We start from the raw sequence: 15,292 nt of genomic DNA on the forward strand, positions 1-15,292 counted from the left end.
AGTCCGGGTTGCCGTATCGTGGTCGGCGCTCAGCCGTACGACCCCCCTAGGACTCGACGTGCACTCGGTGACCGCGATCGTCGTCGCCCACGACGGCGCCCGCTGGCTCAAGGAGACGCTGGCGGCGGTGCTGCGCCAGACCCGGCCTCTCGACCGTGTCGTCGGCGTCGACAACGGCAGCCGTGACGGCAGCGCGAAGCTGCTGACCGAGGCCTTCGGCTCGGGCAACGTGCTGACCCTGCCCCGGTCCACCGGATTCGGCGAGGCCGTCCACGAGGTGCTGCGGCGGCTGCCGCCCGCGCCCGGCCAGGAATGGGTCTGGCTGCTCCACGACGACTGCGCGCCCGACACGCAGGCGCTGCAGGCCCTGCTGTGGGCCGCCGAGCAGGACCCCAAGGCCGCCATCCTCGGTCCGAAGCTGCGCGACTGGCTCGACCGGCGGGTGCTGCTGGAGATGGGCGTGACCGTCAGCAGGTCGGGACGGCGCGACACCGGCCTGGAGCCGAGGGAGTACGACCAAGGCCAGCACGACGGGATCGCCGACGTCCTGTCGGTGTCCACGGCCGGCATGCTCATCCGCAGGGACGTCTGGGACGAACTGTCCGGCCTCGACACCGCGCTGCCGCTGTTCCGCGACGACCTCGACCTGTGCTGGCGGGCCCGTACGGCCGGACATCGCGTGCTGAACGTGAGCGACGCGGTGGCCTGGCACGCCGAGGCGTCGGCGCGACGGCGCCGCAGGATCGCCACCAGCGAGGAGCATCCGCGCAGGCTCGACCGGCGCAACGGCCTGTTCGTCCTGATGGCGAACCTGCCGTTCGGCGCGCTCGTGCGATCGGTGCTGCGCAACGTCCTCGCGTCCATGCTGCGGGCCCTGCTGTTCCTGCTGGCCAAGCAGCCGGCCAACGCCCTCGACGAACTGGCCGCGCTCGGCTCGGTCATCGGCCACCCCCTGCGCCTGCGGCGGGCCCGCAAGGCCAGGAAGAACGGCAGGAAGCAGGGCTGGCCCGCGATCCGGCGCAAGCTCACCCCGCCAGGCGCCGCGCTGCGGCGGCTGACCGACATGGTGCAGGGCTTCCTCGCCGGAGCCGGTCCGGTGGACTCGGCGGGCCGCCACCACGCGGCCGCGGACCGCGCCCAAGAGGACGACGGCGACGAACTGCTGACCGACGCGGGCGGCGTCCAGCGCGTCTTCAGCAGCCCCGGCGTGGTGCTCTGCCTGATCCTTGTGGTGCTCACGTTGGCGGCCGAAAGGACGCTGCTGCCGGGGCTGCTGTCCTCCGACGGGCATCTGGGCGGTGGCGCTCTGGTGCCGGTCACCGGGGGCGCGTCCGACCTGTGGCGGCTCTACATCGAGGACCACCACGCCGCCGGGCTCGGCTCGCAGACCTGGGCCCCGCCGTACGTCGCCGTGCTGGCCGGGCTGTCGGCGGTCGCGCTGGGCAAGACATGGCTGGCCGTGGCCGTGGTGCTGCTCGGCTGTGTGCCGCTGGCCGGGATCTCGGCGTACGCGGCGACCAAGCGGATGATCTCGTACACGCCCGCGCGGGTCTGGCTGGCCGCCACCTACGCCCTGCTGCCGGTCGCGACGGGCGCGGTGGCGGGCGGGCGGCTCGGCACCGCGATCGTGATCGTGCTGCTGCCCGTCTACGCGGCGCTCGCCACACGGGTGATCGCCGGGTCGCGGAGGGCTGCCTGGGGCTTCGGCCTGCTCCTGACCGTGGGCACGGCCTTCGTCCCCCTCGTGTACGTGCTGGTGGCGATCCTCGGCGGGCTCGCCGCGGTGTCGTTCGGCGGCATCCGCAGGGGCGTCAGGCGGTCGCTCGTGATCGGCCTCGGCACCCCGGTCGTCCTGCTGTTCCCGTGGCTGGTCCAGATCGTCAGAGAGCCGGGCCGCATCCTGCTCGAGTCCGGCCTCCATGACGGGCGCCTCACCGCCCCCCGCCTCGGCGCCGAATCCCTGCTCATGCTGAGTCCCGGCGGGCCGGGGGTGCCGCCCGTATGGGCGACGGCGGGCCTGATCGCGGTCGCGCTGGCCGCGTTGCTGCTGCGGCGTCACCAGATGATCGTCGCCATCGGCTGGGGCGTCATGCTCTTCGGGCTGCTGGTGGCGATCGTGGTCAGCCGGATCAACGACGCGGCGTGGCCGGGGGTGCCGCTGGCGTTCGCCGCGACGGGCCTGCTGGTGGCCGCGGGACACCAGGCGCACCGGATCGCGGAGTTCCGCGCCGCGGGCGGGCTGCGCCGCCTGGGCGCGATGCTGATCGTCGTGGTCGCCTTCGCGACCCCGCTCGCCGCCGCCGCGCTGTGGGTGGCCAGAGGCGCGGACGACCCGCTGCGCGGCGACCTGAGCGACCCGGTGCCGGTGCTCGCCGAACTCCAGTCGGAGCCCGGCGAGGGCACGCTCCTGCTGCGTCCCAGGGACGGCGTGGTGGGCTACACGCTGATGCGCGGCCGGGGCCCGCTGATCGGCGAGTCCGACCTCGAATCGCCCCGGGAGGCGACCGACCGGTTCACGACCGCGGTCGCCGGGCTCGCCTCGGGCCGGGGCAGCACGTACGTCCAGACGCTCGCGTCGTCCGGGGTCCGCTTCGTGACGGTGCCGGGCCGGGTCGACCCCGCCCTGCAACGGGCGCTCGACTCGCAGCCCGCCCTGGTCAGGGTGAGCCTCTCGGAGACGGGCGGGCTGTGGCGCGTGGCCGGCCAGGTGACGGTGCCCCCGCGCCCGGCGACCGCGGGCGCGCTGCATCGGGGCTGGCTGTGGGCCCAGGGCGCGCTGCTCGTGCTCGTGCTGATCCTGGCCTCACCCGGGGCCCGTACGAAGGAGCCGGAGGGCGACTACGCCGACGCGCCCGCCGAGGAGGGGCCGCGGGGCCGCCGCCGAGCAAAGGAAGATCGGGTGCCCGCGTGAGGAGACTGATCGAGAACCGCTTCGGCCTGCTCGCCCTGGTGCTGGTCGCGCTGGGCGCGTTGTACGGCGTGGCCTTCGTCAGCCGGCCCGCGCCGGCCGCGCAGGTGCGCCCGCAGGCCGTAAAGGCGCCGGTGGAGTCGGTGACCGCCGTGTGCCCCGCGCCGTCCGGCAGCCGGGTGAGCGTGGTCACTCCCGCCGATCAGCAGCAGAACCGGGGGCAGGGGAGCGCCACCCTGTCGGCGATCAAGGCTCCGGAGGAGAAGAGCGGCGGCAAGGCCGACGTGATCGACCGGCCGGGCCTGCTGTGGCAGCGCGAGATCGCCCCCGGGGGCGGCCCTCTTGTGGTCGACGCCACCGGTTCTATGGCCGCCGGGCTGGAGAGCGCCCAGACCGCCAGGGAGACGTCGGGCGCCCAGCGGGGGCTCGCCGGGGTGCGCTGCGTCGAGCCGGGCGCCGAGAGCTGGTTCGTCGGGCCCGGGCCCGCCGCGGCGGAGATGACGCTCTACCTCGCCAACCCCGACTCGGCCCCGGCCAACGTCTCGTTCATGGTCTATTCGGGGGAAGGCCCCGTGCTGAGCGAGCGCGGCAACGGCGTCGTCGTCAAGCCCGGCCAGCACCGCGTGATCAGGCTGCGCGACCTCGCGCCCTCCCCGCTGATCATGGCCCTCCAGGTGAGCACCCGCAGCGGCCGGGTCGCCGCCGCGGTGAAGGCCGTGCTGGGCGAGGGCAGGGGCGTCGACTGGCTGCCCGTCGCCACCGCCCCCGCCACCCGGGTCGTCGTCCCCGGCATCCCCGGCACCGCCGGGCAGCGGGAGCTGTACGTCGCCACGCCGGGGGACCGGGACACGGTCGTGCGAATCAGGGCCGCGCTGGAGGACGGCTCCTACGCGCTGAAGAACAAGGAGACGATCGAGGTGCCGGCCGGATCGGCGGCCTCGCTCGACCTGTCCACCGGGATCGGCGGGCAGCCGGCCGCGCTGGTGCTGGAGTCCGACGTCCCGATCGTGGCGGGCCTGAAGATCACCGGAACGGGGACCAGGCAGGACGTCGCCTTCACGGCCGGCGCCGCCTCCGTCGACCTCGGCAGCGTCGTCGCGGACGGCCGGGCGGAAGGCAAGCAGACCTCCTGGCTGGTGCTGTCGGCGCCCTTCGCCGCGGCCACCGTGGAGGTCAGGCTGGTGCCCTCGAAGGGTGCGGCGCCGGCCCCGGTCGAGGTGAAGCTGCCCGCCGGCCGCACCAAGGAGCTCAGGCTCGCGCCGCCGAAGGGAAGCAAGGGCGGCTTCAGCGTGGTCGTACGGCCGATGCCGGGCTCGGGGCCCGTGTACGGCGGGCGCGCTCTCGACGAGACGGCCAAGGACGGCCAGCTGGTGACCGCGCAGCCGCTGGCCATGGCCAGGACCTGGGCGCTGGTGCCCCCGACCGTCGACTCGCCGGGCGCCGTGCTGCCGTAGGGCCCCAGTGCCGGTCGTAGGAGCCGGTCGTCAGTGCCGGTCGTCGTAGCCGGGGTCGATCGTCTCCGGCGTGAGGCCGAGCAGGCTGGCCACCTGCTCGACGACCACGTCCAGGACCAGCGTGCCGAGCTGGTCGCGGTCGCGGGCGCGGGCCTCCAGCGGGCGGCGGTAGAGCACGACGGAGGCAGGCTCGTCCCCCGAGGCCGACTCCGCCCGTCCCAGCGGGATCGGGTCCGAGGACAGCCGGGCGGGCCCGTCCACCAGCTCCGCGGCCGGCGGCACCTCCTCGACCGCGAACTCGACCGACGCGAGCTGGGTGCCCCACCGCGGCTTGAGCCGGTCGACCGCGTCGAGCACCAGGTCGTCGAACCGCTCGCCGCGGGACTTGGCGATGGGCACGTGCGAGGGCGCGAGGGGGCCGCGCATGCCGCGGCCGTGCCGGTCACGCCGGCGCACCCGCCGCCCTCGATCCGGCCTGTCACCGCTCCGATCGCTCACGCAGTCAGCTTAAAGCCCGTCCCGCCGGTGCGGTGGGTCCGGCGGGTCGTGTCCGCTTTGCCCATCAACGTCATGTCGACTTCAGAGATCGCTGAATTGTGGCGACACGTTCAATAAGAGCGGCGGGGTGGTGGCAATGTGAACGCGGACCGGATACGGTCCCTCCGTGAGCCCCGTCCGCAGCTGTTCCCGTACCGCCTGCAGGCAGCCTGCCGTCTTCACACTCACGTATGTCTACGCCGACTCGACCGCCGTACTCGGCCCCCTGGCGACGTACGTCGAGCCACACTGTTACGACCTGTGCGCGGAGCACGCGGAACGGCTCACCGCGCCCAGGGGATGGGAGGTCGTGCGACTCCCGTCCGAGTCCGTCGCCCCGAGCGGGGACGACCTGGAGGCCCTGGCGAACGCGGTCCGCGAGGCCGCGCGCCCCGCTCCCGCCGCCGGCGAACCCGTCGGCCAGGCGGTCGAGGTGGGCCGCCGAGGTCATCTGCGGGTGCTCAAGTCCGCCCAGCCCAACAGGGAGCGATGACACCCCGCCATGACACCCCGCGATGAGACCGCACGCGGCGCGTTGGAGGGCTCATTGTGTGGGCAATCAGGCGCTATAGGCTCAGGTGCGAAGACTTAACGACTTTTAGGGGCGTGCAGTGGCCGACCTCAGCAGGATCTTCAAGGCGTACGACGTGCGCGGCGTGGTGCCGGACGAACTCGACGAGGAGATCGCACAGGCCGTCGGGGCGGCCTTCGTCGAGTTGACCGGCGCGTCCTCGGTGGTGATGGCGCACGACATGCGCACCTCGTCCGGCCCGCTGGCCGCGGCGTTCGCGCGCGGGGCCACCTCCCGGGGCGCCGACGTGATCAACGCCGGGCTCGGCTCGACCGACATGCTCTACTACGCCAGCGGCAGCCTCGACCTGCCGGGCGTCATGTTCACCGCGAGCCACAACCCGGCCAAGTACAACGGCATGAAGATGTGCCGGGCGGGGGCCGTGCCGGTGGGCACCGACACCGGCCTGTTGCAGATCCGCGACCGCGCGGCCGAACTGCTCGACGCGGGATTGGGCGGCGACCCCGGCAAGGGCACGGTGACCGAGCGGAACCTGCTGGAAGGCTACGCCGCCCACCTCAAGACGCTGGTCGACCTGTCGGGCATCCGGCCGCTGAAGGTGGTCGTGGACGCCGGAAACGGCATGGGCGGCTACACGGTCCCGGAGGTCTTCAAGGGCCTGCCGATCGAGCTGACCCCGCTCTACTTCGAGCTCGACGGCAGCTTCCCCAACCACGAGGCCAACCCGATCGAGCCGGAGAACCTGCGCGACCTGCAGAAGGCGGTCGTCTCGCAGGGGGCGGACATCGGCATCGCCTTCGACGGCGACGCCGACCGGTGCTGGGTCATCGACGAGCGGGGCGAGTCGGTCTCGCCGTCCACGATCACGGCGCTGGTCGCGGTGCGGGAGCTGGCCAAGAACCCCGGCGCCACGATCATCCACAATCTGATCACCTCCAAGGGCGTGCCGGAGATCGTCGGCGAGCACGGCGGCAAGCCCGTTCGCACCCGGGTCGGCCACTCGTTCATCAAGGCGGAGATGGCCCGCACCGGCGCCGTCTTCGGCGGCGAGCACTCGGCCCACTACTACTTCCGCGACTTCTGGTTCGCCGACTCGGGCATGCTGGCCGCACTGCACGTGCTCGCCGCGCTGGGCGAGCAGGACCGGCCGCTGTCGGAGGTGCTGGCCCAGTACTCGCGCTACGCCGCGTCCGGGGAGATCAACAGCAGGGTCGAGGACCAGGCCGGCGCCCTGGCCCGGGTACGCGAGACCTTCGCGGGCCGGGAGGGTGTTACCTTCGACGAGCTGGACGGACTCACCGTCAGCGGTCCGGACTGGTGGTTCAACCTGCGTCCGTCCAACACCGAGCCGCTGCTCCGGCTCAACGCGGAGGCCGGCGACGAGGAGAAGGTCGCCGCGGTCCGCGACGAAGTGCTCGCCGTGGTAAGGAGCTGACGAGTTGAAGATCGACGACTGGCTGCTGGAGATCCTCGCCTGCCCGGCGTGCAAGTCCCCGCTCCGCGCCGTGCCGGACGCGGACGAGCTGGCCTGCACCTCGGAGTCGTGCGGGCTGGTCTATCCGGTGCGTGACGACATCCCGGTCCTCCTCGTCGACGAGGCCCGCAAGGCATGAGCGGTGCCGGAGGGGCCCGGTTCGAGCCCGACCGGCTCGACGACCAGGCATACCTGGTGGAGGGCGACCCCTCCGGCATGCTCCGCTCCGTCGCGTCGTCGGCCGCCCAGGTGCGGGCGGCGTACCGGTCGGCGGTGGAGAACGGCGTGGCGCGGGTCGGCCGGGACGGCCGCCCCCGCGCGATCGTCGTGGCGGGCATGGGCGCCTCCGCTCTCGTGGGCGACGTGCTCGAGGCGCTGTGCCGCTACGGCGCCCCGGTCCCGGTGGTGACGGTGCGCGGCCACCGGCTGCCCGGCTGGGTCGGCGCCGCCGATCTCGTCATCGCGGTCTCCCGCTCCGGCAGGACCGAGGAGACCGTCGCCGTGACCGCCGAGGCCGTACGGCGCGGGTGCGCGCTCGTCGGCGTGGGCACGCCCGACACGCCGCTGTCGGCCCTGGTCGAGCGGGCGGGCGGGCCGTACGTGCCGGTGGGCGGGGCGACCGGGGTGGCCGGGCAGCCGAGGGCCACGCTGTGGTCGCTCATGGTGCCGCCGATCCTGGCGGCGGCCGCGCTCGGGCTGGTCTCGGCCGGAGAGAGCGAGTTCGAGTCGGTGGCCAAGCGGCTGGAGGACCTGGCCCATCGGTGCCGCCCGTCGAGCGAGTCGTTCATCAACCCCGGCAAGACGCTGGCGATGGAACTGGCCGGGACGCTTCCGGTCATCTGGGGCACCTCGCCGCTCGCCGCGGTGGCGGCCCACCGCCTGGCCGGCCGGCTGAGCGAGGACGCGGGCTACCCGGCGGTCTGGGGGGAGCTGCCCGAGGCCGCCCACAACCAGATCGTGACGTTCGACGGCCCCCTCGCCGGGCGGGACATCTTCGCCGACCCGTTCGCCGACGAGCCGGGGGAGGGCGCGCGCCTGCGCCTGCTGCTGCTGCGCGACGTGGAGGAGCACCCGCAGGTGACCAGGTCCCGCACGGCCGCCGTACGGCTGGCCGAGGACCGGGGGGTTCCGGTGTCCGAGATCCTGGCCGAGGGCGTGCACCCGCTGGACCGGTTCGCCGCCCTGGTCGGCCTGTGCGACTACGCGAGTGTCTACCTCGCTCTCGGGTACGGGATGGATCCGGCGTCCGCCGCGGCGGCGACGGAGCTCCAGGCCAGGATTTCCCAATAGGGATTTCCCAATAGGATCGCCTCGGCCGATCGAATTGAGGAGTTCATCGTGAGTGCGGGTGGCGGTACCAAGGCGATCCTCGCGGCGCTCGGCGCCAATCTGGCGATCGCCGTGGCGAAGTTCGTGGCGTTCCTGTTCACGGGGTCGTCGTCGATGCTCGCCGAGTCGGTCCACTCCGTGGCCGACTCCGGCAACCAGGCGCTGCTGATGCTCGGCGGCAAGCGCGCCGCCAAGGGGAGGACCCGCAAGCACCCCTTCGGCTACGGCCGGGAGCGCTACTTCTACGCGTTCGTCGTCGCCGTCGTGCTGTTCACGATCGGCGCCCTGTTCTCCCTGTACGAGGGCTGGCACAAGATCGCCGACCCGCAGCCCGTGGAGTCGCCGGTCTGGGCCTTCGCGGTGCTGGTCTTCGCGATCGTCGCCGAGGGCCTCTCGTTCCGTACGGCCATCAAGGAGTCGAGCGCGCTCAAGGGCGAGCACTCCTGGGTGGCGTTCATCCGCCGGGCGAAGGCCCCTGAGCTTCCGGTCGTGCTGCTGGAGGACTTCGGCGCGCTGATCGGCCTGGTCTTCGCGTTGTTCGGCGTGACGATGGCCGCGGTCACCGGCAACGGCGCGTGGGACGGCGTGGGCAGCCTCGCCATCGGCCTGCTGCTCGCGGTGATCGCGGTCATCCTGGCCGCGGAGACCAAGTCGCTGCTGATCGGCGAGAGCGCGACGCCCGAGGTCGAGGACAAGATCTGCGCCGCCCTGGAGTCCGCGCCCGAGGTCAGCCGGGTCATCCACCTGCGCACCCTGCACCTCGGCCCGGAGGAACTGCTGGTCGCCGCCAAGATCGCGGTGGAGCACGACGACACCGCAGGTGAGGTGGCGCGAGGCATCGACGAGGCCGAACGGCGCATCCGCGAGGCGGTTCCGATGGCTCGGGTCATCTACCTGGAGCCGGACCTCTACCGGGCGGATGCCGCCTCGGGGCAGCGTACCGGCGCATAACCCTCGTTACGGGCAGCCGTTTTTCACTGCGCACCGTAATTGAAATGTGATGCACAGTCACTTCAGCCCCGGCGGTACCGGTCGGTAACTTTACCCTTACATTACGGCTGGTTACCCCGGAGGTGACTCATGATTCAGGGACGCGTGCGGTGGAAACGATTCGCCCTCGTCTTCGTGCCCGCGCTCGCGGTCGCCTCCGTGCTGGTCGGCGCGACCGCCGAGGGAGCGATCGGCGCGTCGTTCGTGGTCTCGGGTGACACGTTCAAGGTCTCCGCCGACACGCTGCAGGGCCAGGGCTTCGTGCAGTACGGCAGCACGGTCGAGAACAAGAAGGGCCAGAAGATCCCGGTCGCCGTCTCCGGCATCCGGAAGGCCACCCTGACCAACATGTGCCAGACGGTGCTGGTGAAGTCGCCCGTCGGCGCCGTGACCATCCGGATCACCGCCGGCACCGGCAAGGACCCGGTGACCGCCGAGAACATGATCGTGGACGCCACCCAGATCGAGGGCAACGCGGTCTTCACGAAGCTGGAGGCGGGCCGCGACGCCAGCGCCCTCGACCAGTTGCCGGACGGCCAGGGCGCGGCGGGCATGTTCGGCCAGCAGGCGAGCGGGATCACCATCAAGGACTTCCGGCAGGTCTCCTGGGCGGTCAACGCGGCCACGTTCAAGCTGCCGGGGCTGAAGCTGGCCGTGGAGCCGGGCGAGCACGAGTGCTTCTGATGGAGCGGCCGGTGAAATGGCGGCGGTCGCGGCCGTTCTGGGGCGGCCTGCTCGTGCTCGCGGCCGGTCTCGAACTGCTGAGCATCCCGTTCGCGACGCAGGCCCTGCCGCTCGTCATCCAGTCGGGCACGGTCGGCGCCACCTACCTGGTCGCGCTGGTGCTGATCATCCTGGGCCTGATGATCTGGCTCCAGCCCGGCCAGCGGGCCTTCCTCGGTGTGGTCGCCGTACTGGTCTCGATCGCGTCGTTCGTCTACGCCAACCTCGGCGGCTTCCTGATCGGCATGCTGCTCGGCCTGGTCGGAGGCGCGCTCGCGGTCGCCTGGGCGCCCGCGGAGACCACCGAGGCCGGCGGGGCGCCGATCGAGCCCGCCGCGCCGCCCGTGCTGTCGGAAGGGGGAATCACCTTCACCGAGCGCCGGGTGGTCAGCGGCGACGAGCGCCTGGAGGCCACCCGGCCGCAGCGGCCCGCAGAACCCGCGGACGAGGCCCCGCGCGTCCTGGTCGCCCGCGTCCGCCGCGAAGCCGATCCCGCCTCCGAAGACCCCGGCGACGGCCCCGATGACGGTCCCGACGGCTCCGGTGAGGGCTCTGGTGAGGGCCGCGACGACGGAGGCGTACGGCCGGACGGCGGCGGGCGCGGGGACACCGGTCCGGGCCCCGCGGCCAAGGCGCTGGCCATCGCCGTGCTGCCCGTCATCCTGGCGGCCGGGACGGGCATGGCCCGGGAGGACCCCGCACCTGGCGGACAGGGCGGCTCCCTCCTGCCCGGCGTCGTCCCGAGCGCCGTTCCCAGCGGCCTGTCCGACGTCCTCGGCGGCGTCCTGCCCAGCGCGGTCCCTTCGGCACTGCCCTCGGATCTGCAGGACGCCGTGGGGTCGCTCACCGGCAGGAAGAGCCCCTCACTGTCGCCCGGGCAGAACGGCGAGGACGGGCCGGAGGGCTCTTCCACGCCCGGCGGCGGCGCACCGGGAGCGGTGACGGTCGCGACCGAGACGGCCGCCGTCCGCGCGCCCTCGCTGACCATGACCGGGATGAAGTTCACCGGCGTGGTCAAGATGCCCACTGCGACCGGCACGGTCAAGATGCTCCGCTTCACCATGGACAAGGCCGTGCTGGAGCGGCCCCAGCAGACGATGGGCTCGACGACGCTGACCGGCAGCGCGTTCACCTTCGAGGGCAACGTGGTGATCTGCACGACGAAGATGACCGCCAAGCTCCTCGGCGTGCCCCAGGAGTTCACGGCGGATCACCCGAACCTCCTGGTCAGGGCACTCAAACTGGTGCCGTCCCTGAACGTCCCGCTGACGATGACCGACATCGTCAGCGAGCAGCCGTACGTCACGGCCGACTCCCTGCGCGCGGACGACCTCCACCTCGTGGTCGGCGCCTGACGTTCGAGCGCCCGACTCACCGGTGCCGTAGCAGCCGCAGGGCCTTCTCCTTCTCGAAGTCCAGCGCCCGGCGCGGCGCCTGGATACGCCCGATGCGCACGCCGAGGTCGCGTACGGCCTGGGCCACCGCGGGCTCGGACAGCGCGCGCAGCGCGAAGGCCAGCTCGGCCGGGGAGACGTCGAACCGCCGCTCCAGCTCCATCGCCTGGCGCACCGCCTCCAGCTCGTCGGGCCCGAAGCGCCGATGGGCGCCCTTGTCCCGTACGGGCGGCAGCAGGCCGAGCGCCTCCCGGTAGCGCAACATCCGGGGGGACATGCCGAGCCGCCTGGCCGCCTCGGTGATGCGCATCGTGCCTCCGGTCCCCGTTCCTGGGGTCCACGCTAGACAGTCCAGCGACCCTCCGGCACCCGTCGGCGAGGGAATCTCACATTCTTGTGTCAGGTTCGCACGCCTCCGTATGCGTTCGTGCGTCCGCGACGCCTAAACTCGCACCGACGGACAACGGAGGAGACACTCATGGACTTCAAGGTCGCCGACCTTTCGCTTGCGGAATTCGGCCGCAAAGAGATCCGCCTCGCGGAGCACGAGATGCCGGGCCTCATGGCGACCCGCAAGGAGTACGCCGCGGCCCAGCCGCTGCGCGGCGCGAAGATCATGGGCTCGCTGCACATGACGATCCAGACCGCCGTGCTGATCGAGACGCTGGTCGCGCTCGGCGCCGACGTCCGCTGGGTGAGCTGCAACATCTTCTCCACCCAGGACCACGCCGCCGCCGCGGTCGTCGTCGGCCCGGACGGCACGGTGGACAACCCCTCCGGTGTCCCGGTCTTCGCCTGGAAGGGCGAGACGCTCGAGGAGTACTGGTGGTGCACCGAGCAGGCCCTCCGCTGGCCCGACGGTTCCGGCCCCAACATGATCCTTGACGACGGTGGCGACGCCACGCTGCTCGTGCACAAGGGTGTGGAGTTCGAGAAGGCCGGCGCCGTGCCGGTCGCCGGTGAGGACGACCCCGAGGAGTGGGCGGTCATCCTCGACACGCTCCGCCGTACGGTCTCCGAGGACAAGTGGTGGACCCGCGTGGCCGAGGGCATCAAGGGTGTCACCGAGGAGACCACGACCGGCGTGCACCGCCTCTACGAGATGCACAAGTCCGGCACGCTCCTGTTCCCGGCGATCAACGTCAACGACTCGGTGACCAAGTCGAAGTTCGACAACAAGTACGGCTGCCGCCACTCCGTGATCGACGGCCTCAACCGCGCCACCGACGTGCTGATCGGCGGCAAGGTCGCCGTGGTCTGCGGCTACGGCGACGTGGGCAAGGGCTGCGCCGACGCGCTGCGCGGCCAGGGCGCCCGGGTCATCGTCACCGAGATCGACCCGATCTGCGCGCTCCAGGCCGCCATGGACGGCTTCCAGGTCACCACCCTGGAGGAGGTCGTCGGCATCGCGGACATCTTCGTCACCTGCACCGGCAACTACGGCATCATCAGCGCCGAGCACATGGCGCAGATGAAGCACCAGGCGATCGTGTCCAACATCGGCCACTTCGATAACGAGATCGACATGGCCGGCCTGGCCCGCATTCCGGGTATCAAGAAGGTCAACATCAAGCCGCAGGTCGACGAGTGGGTGTTCCCCGACGGGCACTCGATCATCGTGCTCGCCGAGGGCCGCCTGATGAACCTCGGCTGCGCCACCGGCCACCCGTCGTTCGTCATGTCGAACTCGTTCACCAACCAGGTCATCGCGCAGATCGAGCTGTTCACGAAGACCGACGACTACCCGGTCGGCGTGTACGTGCTGCCCAAGCACCTCGACGAGAAGGTCGCCCGCCTCCACCTCGACGCGCTCGGCGTGAAGCTGACCAAGCTCAGCAAGAAGCAGGCGGAGTACATCGGCGTCGACGTCGAGGGCCCGTACAAGCCGGACCACTACCGCTACTGAGGGCGACTCACACGACGGGGGCGCGGGCCCTGCCCGCGCCCCTCGTCAGGAGGCAGACGGCGTGATTCAGCCGGACATCGCGGAGGCCGGGGAGCGGCGCATCGAGTGGGCGGCCCGGTCGATGCCGGTCCTCCAGGCGATCGGCGCCGGGTTCGGCGCCGACCGGCCGCTCGACGGCCTGCGCATCGCCGCCTGCATGCACGTGACCGCCGAGACGGCGGTGCTCCTCGGGGCGCTGCGGGAGGGCGGCGCCCAGATCGCCCTGGCCGCGTCCAACCCCCTGTCCACGCAGGACGACGTCGCTGAGGCGCTGAGAACGTACGGCATCGCCGTGCACGCCCGCGCCGGGGTGGACAAGGCGACCTACTACCGGCACATCCACCAGGCGCTCGACATCGCGCCGAACGTCGTGCTCGACGACGGATGCGACCTCGTCAACACCCTGCACATCGAGCGGGTCGAACTCCTCGACGGCGTGATCGGCGGCTGTGAGGAGACCACGACCGGGATCATCCGGCTGCGCCAGATGGCCTCCGAGAACGCGCTGCGCTTCCCGATGGTCGCGGTGAACGACACCCGGACCAAGCGGATGTTCGACAACCGTTACGGCACCGGCCAGTCGACGCTCGACGGCATCATGCGGGCCACCAACGTCCTGCTGGCGGGCCGCACCGTGGTCGTCGCGGGCTTCGGCTTCTGCGGGCGGGGCGTCGCGGAGCGGGCCAAGGGCCTCGGCGCGCGGGTCATCGTCACCGAGATCGACCCGGTCAAGGCCCTCGACGCCGCCCTGCAGGGCTACGACGTACGGCCGATGAGCCTGGCCGCCGAGACCGGCGACGTGTTCGTGACCGTCACCGGCAACCGTGACGTCATCCGCGCCGAGCACCTGGCCGTCATGAAGGACGGCGCGATCCTCGCGAACGCGGGCCACTTCGACGTCGAGATCGACGTACGGGCCCTGGAGGAGATGGCGCGCGAGGTGCGCTTCGGGATCCGGCCCAACACCGACGAGTACGTCCTGGAGGACGGCCGCAGGTTGCTGCTGCTCGCCGAGGGGCGCCTGGTGAACCTGACCGCCGCCGAGGGCCACCCGGCCGCGGTGATGGACATGTCGTTCTCCGCCCAGGCGCTCGCCGTCGCGTGGCTGGTCCGGGAGTCGGCCCGGCTGGAACCCGGCGTGTACGACGTCCCGGCCGACATCGACGCCGAGGTGGCCCGCCTGAAGCTCGCCGCCGCAGGGATCTCGATCGACGCGCTCACCGACGTGCAGGAGGAGTACCTCCACTCCTGGCGCCTCGGGTCCTAATCCTTCAGCGGACCGTCGATCGTCCCCCGCGGCACGGAGAAGGCGTCAGGTCCCCTGCATCTCGCGCATCCGGCGGATCTCGGCGGTCTGCTCGGCGATCACGTCCGTGGCCCACTGCTCGACGGTGAGGTGCGAGCCCTCGGTGAGCACCGTGGTGGCCATCGTGATCGCGCCTTCGTGGTGCGTGATCATAAGTTGGAGGAAGAGGCCGTCGAACTCGGTGCCGGACGCCGCCCTGAGCGCCTCCATCTGCTCCGTCGTGGCCATGCCCGGCATGCCCTCGTGGCTCGCGTGATGGTCGGGCCGGGGGAGGCGTTCCTGGTCCAGCCAGGTCGTCATGGCCCGGATCTCCGGCTCCTGCACGTCGTGGATGCGGTCCGCGAGCGCCTTGAGCTTCGGAGAGGAGGCACGTGCGGGCACCAGGGCCGTCATGTCCAGTGCCTGCCGATGGTGGACGATCATGTCTTGGACGTACCGCACGTCGGCCGCGTTCACGGAGGGGGAGGGGACCGCGGTGGCGGCCTCGGCCGGGCTCAGGGTCCTGGCCTCCTCGCCGGGCCTGCCTGGTGCGATCACGGGGGCGGTCGAGACGGCAGCGCTTTCGCGTACGTCCTGCGAGCAGGCGGTCAGGAACAACCCGGCACCGGTCATGAGGACGAGTGCCACCCGCACCCTGTTTCCCTGGGCGACCCGCACCCTGCCTCCCTGTCACGGAGCGTATGGAGATCACGACGCTAAC

The 15,292-nt window shown here is 71.9% G+C and carries 14 protein-coding genes; 11 read left to right on the forward strand and 3 right to left on the reverse strand.

Annotated elements, in window-relative coordinates; genetic code table 11:
- Positions 1 to 58 precede the first annotated feature (58 nt).
- Together Msi02_RS20790 and Msi02_RS20795 are read left to right on the forward strand one after the other, a co-directional pair.
- A complete protein-coding gene (locus tag Msi02_RS20790) occupies positions 59 to 2,911 on the forward strand; it encodes a glycosyltransferase family 2 protein (RefSeq protein ID WP_204049869.1) in 2,853 nt (950 codons plus the stop codon).
- Positions 2,908 to 4,362 carry a DUF5719 family protein gene (locus Msi02_RS20795; RefSeq protein WP_204049870.1) on the forward strand — a complete coding sequence of 485 codons (1,455 nt, stop codon included), beginning with the start codon at positions 2,908 to 2,910 and terminating at the stop codon, positions 4,360 to 4,362. The genes Msi02_RS20790 and Msi02_RS20795 overlap by 4 nt, the downstream gene beginning before the upstream one ends.
- A 30-nt stretch (positions 4,363 to 4,392) precedes the next feature.
- Here Msi02_RS20795 and Msi02_RS20800 read toward each other — a convergent pair whose 3' ends face one another.
- Positions 4,393 to 4,860 (reverse strand): metallopeptidase family protein, encoded by a 468-nt coding sequence (locus Msi02_RS20800; protein WP_079313295.1) that lies wholly within the window; start codon positions 4,858 to 4,860, stop codon positions 4,393 to 4,395.
- Between the two features lie 166 nt (positions 4,861 to 5,026).
- Here Msi02_RS20800 and Msi02_RS20805 point away from each other — a divergent pair, with 166 nt between their 5' ends.
- From Msi02_RS20805 to Msi02_RS20835, 7 genes are all read left to right on the forward strand, one after another.
- Complete coding sequence (locus Msi02_RS20805; protein WP_030509365.1) at positions 5,027 to 5,392, forward strand: DUF3499 domain-containing protein; 366 nt, start codon at positions 5,027 to 5,029, stop codon at positions 5,390 to 5,392.
- Between the two features lie 118 nt (positions 5,393 to 5,510).
- Entirely contained in the window at positions 5,511 to 6,866 is a 1,356-nt protein-coding gene (locus Msi02_RS20810) for a phosphomannomutase/phosphoglucomutase (protein ID WP_204049871.1), read from the forward strand.
- A gap of 4 nt (positions 6,867 to 6,870) precedes the next feature.
- Positions 6,871 to 7,044: a Trm112 family protein gene (locus Msi02_RS20815; RefSeq protein WP_204049872.1), complete on the forward strand. Its 174-nt coding sequence runs from the start codon at positions 6,871 to 6,873 to the stop codon at positions 7,042 to 7,044.
- Positions 7,041 to 8,195 carry an SIS domain-containing protein gene (locus Msi02_RS20820; RefSeq protein WP_204049873.1) on the forward strand — a complete coding sequence of 385 codons (1,155 nt, stop codon included), beginning with the start codon at positions 7,041 to 7,043 and terminating at the stop codon, positions 8,193 to 8,195. The genes Msi02_RS20815 and Msi02_RS20820 overlap by 4 nt, the downstream gene beginning before the upstream one ends.
- A 48-nt stretch (positions 8,196 to 8,243) precedes the next feature.
- The gene (locus Msi02_RS20825; RefSeq protein WP_204049874.1) at positions 8,244 to 9,185 is read left to right on the forward strand and encodes a cation diffusion facilitator family transporter; all 942 of its coding nucleotides are present in this window, start codon (positions 8,244 to 8,246) and stop codon (positions 9,183 to 9,185) included.
- A gap of 129 nt (positions 9,186 to 9,314) precedes the next feature.
- Positions 9,315 to 9,908, forward strand: a complete 594-nt coding sequence (locus Msi02_RS20830) for a DUF6230 family protein (protein ID WP_079313291.1) — start codon at positions 9,315 to 9,317, stop codon at positions 9,906 to 9,908.
- An 11-nt stretch (positions 9,909 to 9,919) separates the two neighbouring features.
- Complete coding sequence (locus Msi02_RS20835) at positions 9,920 to 11,302, forward strand: DUF6114 domain-containing protein (RefSeq protein WP_204049875.1); 1,383 nt, start codon at positions 9,920 to 9,922, stop codon at positions 11,300 to 11,302.
- 16 nt (positions 11,303 to 11,318) lie between these two features.
- Here Msi02_RS20835 and Msi02_RS20840 read toward each other — a convergent pair whose 3' ends face one another.
- The gene (locus tag Msi02_RS20840) at positions 11,319 to 11,651 is read right to left on the reverse strand and encodes a MerR family transcriptional regulator (protein ID WP_079313289.1); all 333 of its coding nucleotides are present in this window, start codon (positions 11,649 to 11,651) and stop codon (positions 11,319 to 11,321) included.
- Between the two features lie 168 nt (positions 11,652 to 11,819).
- Between Msi02_RS20840 and ahcY the strand changes: the two genes are divergently transcribed.
- A complete protein-coding gene (gene ahcY / locus Msi02_RS20845) occupies positions 11,820 to 13,247 on the forward strand; it encodes an adenosylhomocysteinase (RefSeq protein WP_079313288.1) in 1,428 nt (475 codons plus the stop codon).
- 61 nt (positions 13,248 to 13,308) lie between these two features.
- On the forward strand, positions 13,309 to 14,553 hold the full coding sequence (locus Msi02_RS20850; RefSeq protein ID WP_275414158.1) for an adenosylhomocysteinase: 1,245 nt from the start codon (positions 13,309 to 13,311) through the stop codon (positions 14,551 to 14,553).
- 45 nt (positions 14,554 to 14,598) lie between these two features.
- Here Msi02_RS20850 and Msi02_RS20855 read toward each other — a convergent pair whose 3' ends face one another.
- The gene (locus tag Msi02_RS20855) at positions 14,599 to 15,249 is read right to left on the reverse strand and encodes a DUF305 domain-containing protein (RefSeq protein WP_239108571.1); all 651 of its coding nucleotides are present in this window, start codon (positions 15,247 to 15,249) and stop codon (positions 14,599 to 14,601) included.
- Positions 15,250 to 15,292: the final 43 nt, after the last annotated feature.

Origin of the sequence: Microbispora siamensis (assembly GCF_016863095.1) — a bacterium.
Taxonomy (GTDB): domain Bacteria; phylum Actinomycetota; class Actinomycetes; order Streptosporangiales; family Streptosporangiaceae; genus Microbispora; species Microbispora siamensis.

Excerpts from the sequence above, each read along its gene's own strand:
- Msi02_RS20830 (WP_079313291.1), top strand. The coding sequence starts at position 9,315 with ATGATTCAGGGACGCGTGCGGTGGAAACGATTCGCCCTCGTCTTCGTG.
- Msi02_RS20820 (WP_204049873.1), top strand. The coding sequence starts at position 7,041 with ATGAGCGGTGCCGGAGGGGCCCGGTTCGAGCCCGACCGGCTCGACGAC.
- ahcY (WP_079313288.1), top strand. The coding sequence starts at position 11,820 with ATGGACTTCAAGGTCGCCGACCTTTCGCTTGCGGAATTCGGCCGCAAA.
- Msi02_RS20840 (WP_079313289.1), bottom strand. The coding sequence starts at position 11,651 with ATGCGCATCACCGAGGCGGCCAGGCGGCTCGGCATGTCCCCCCGGATG.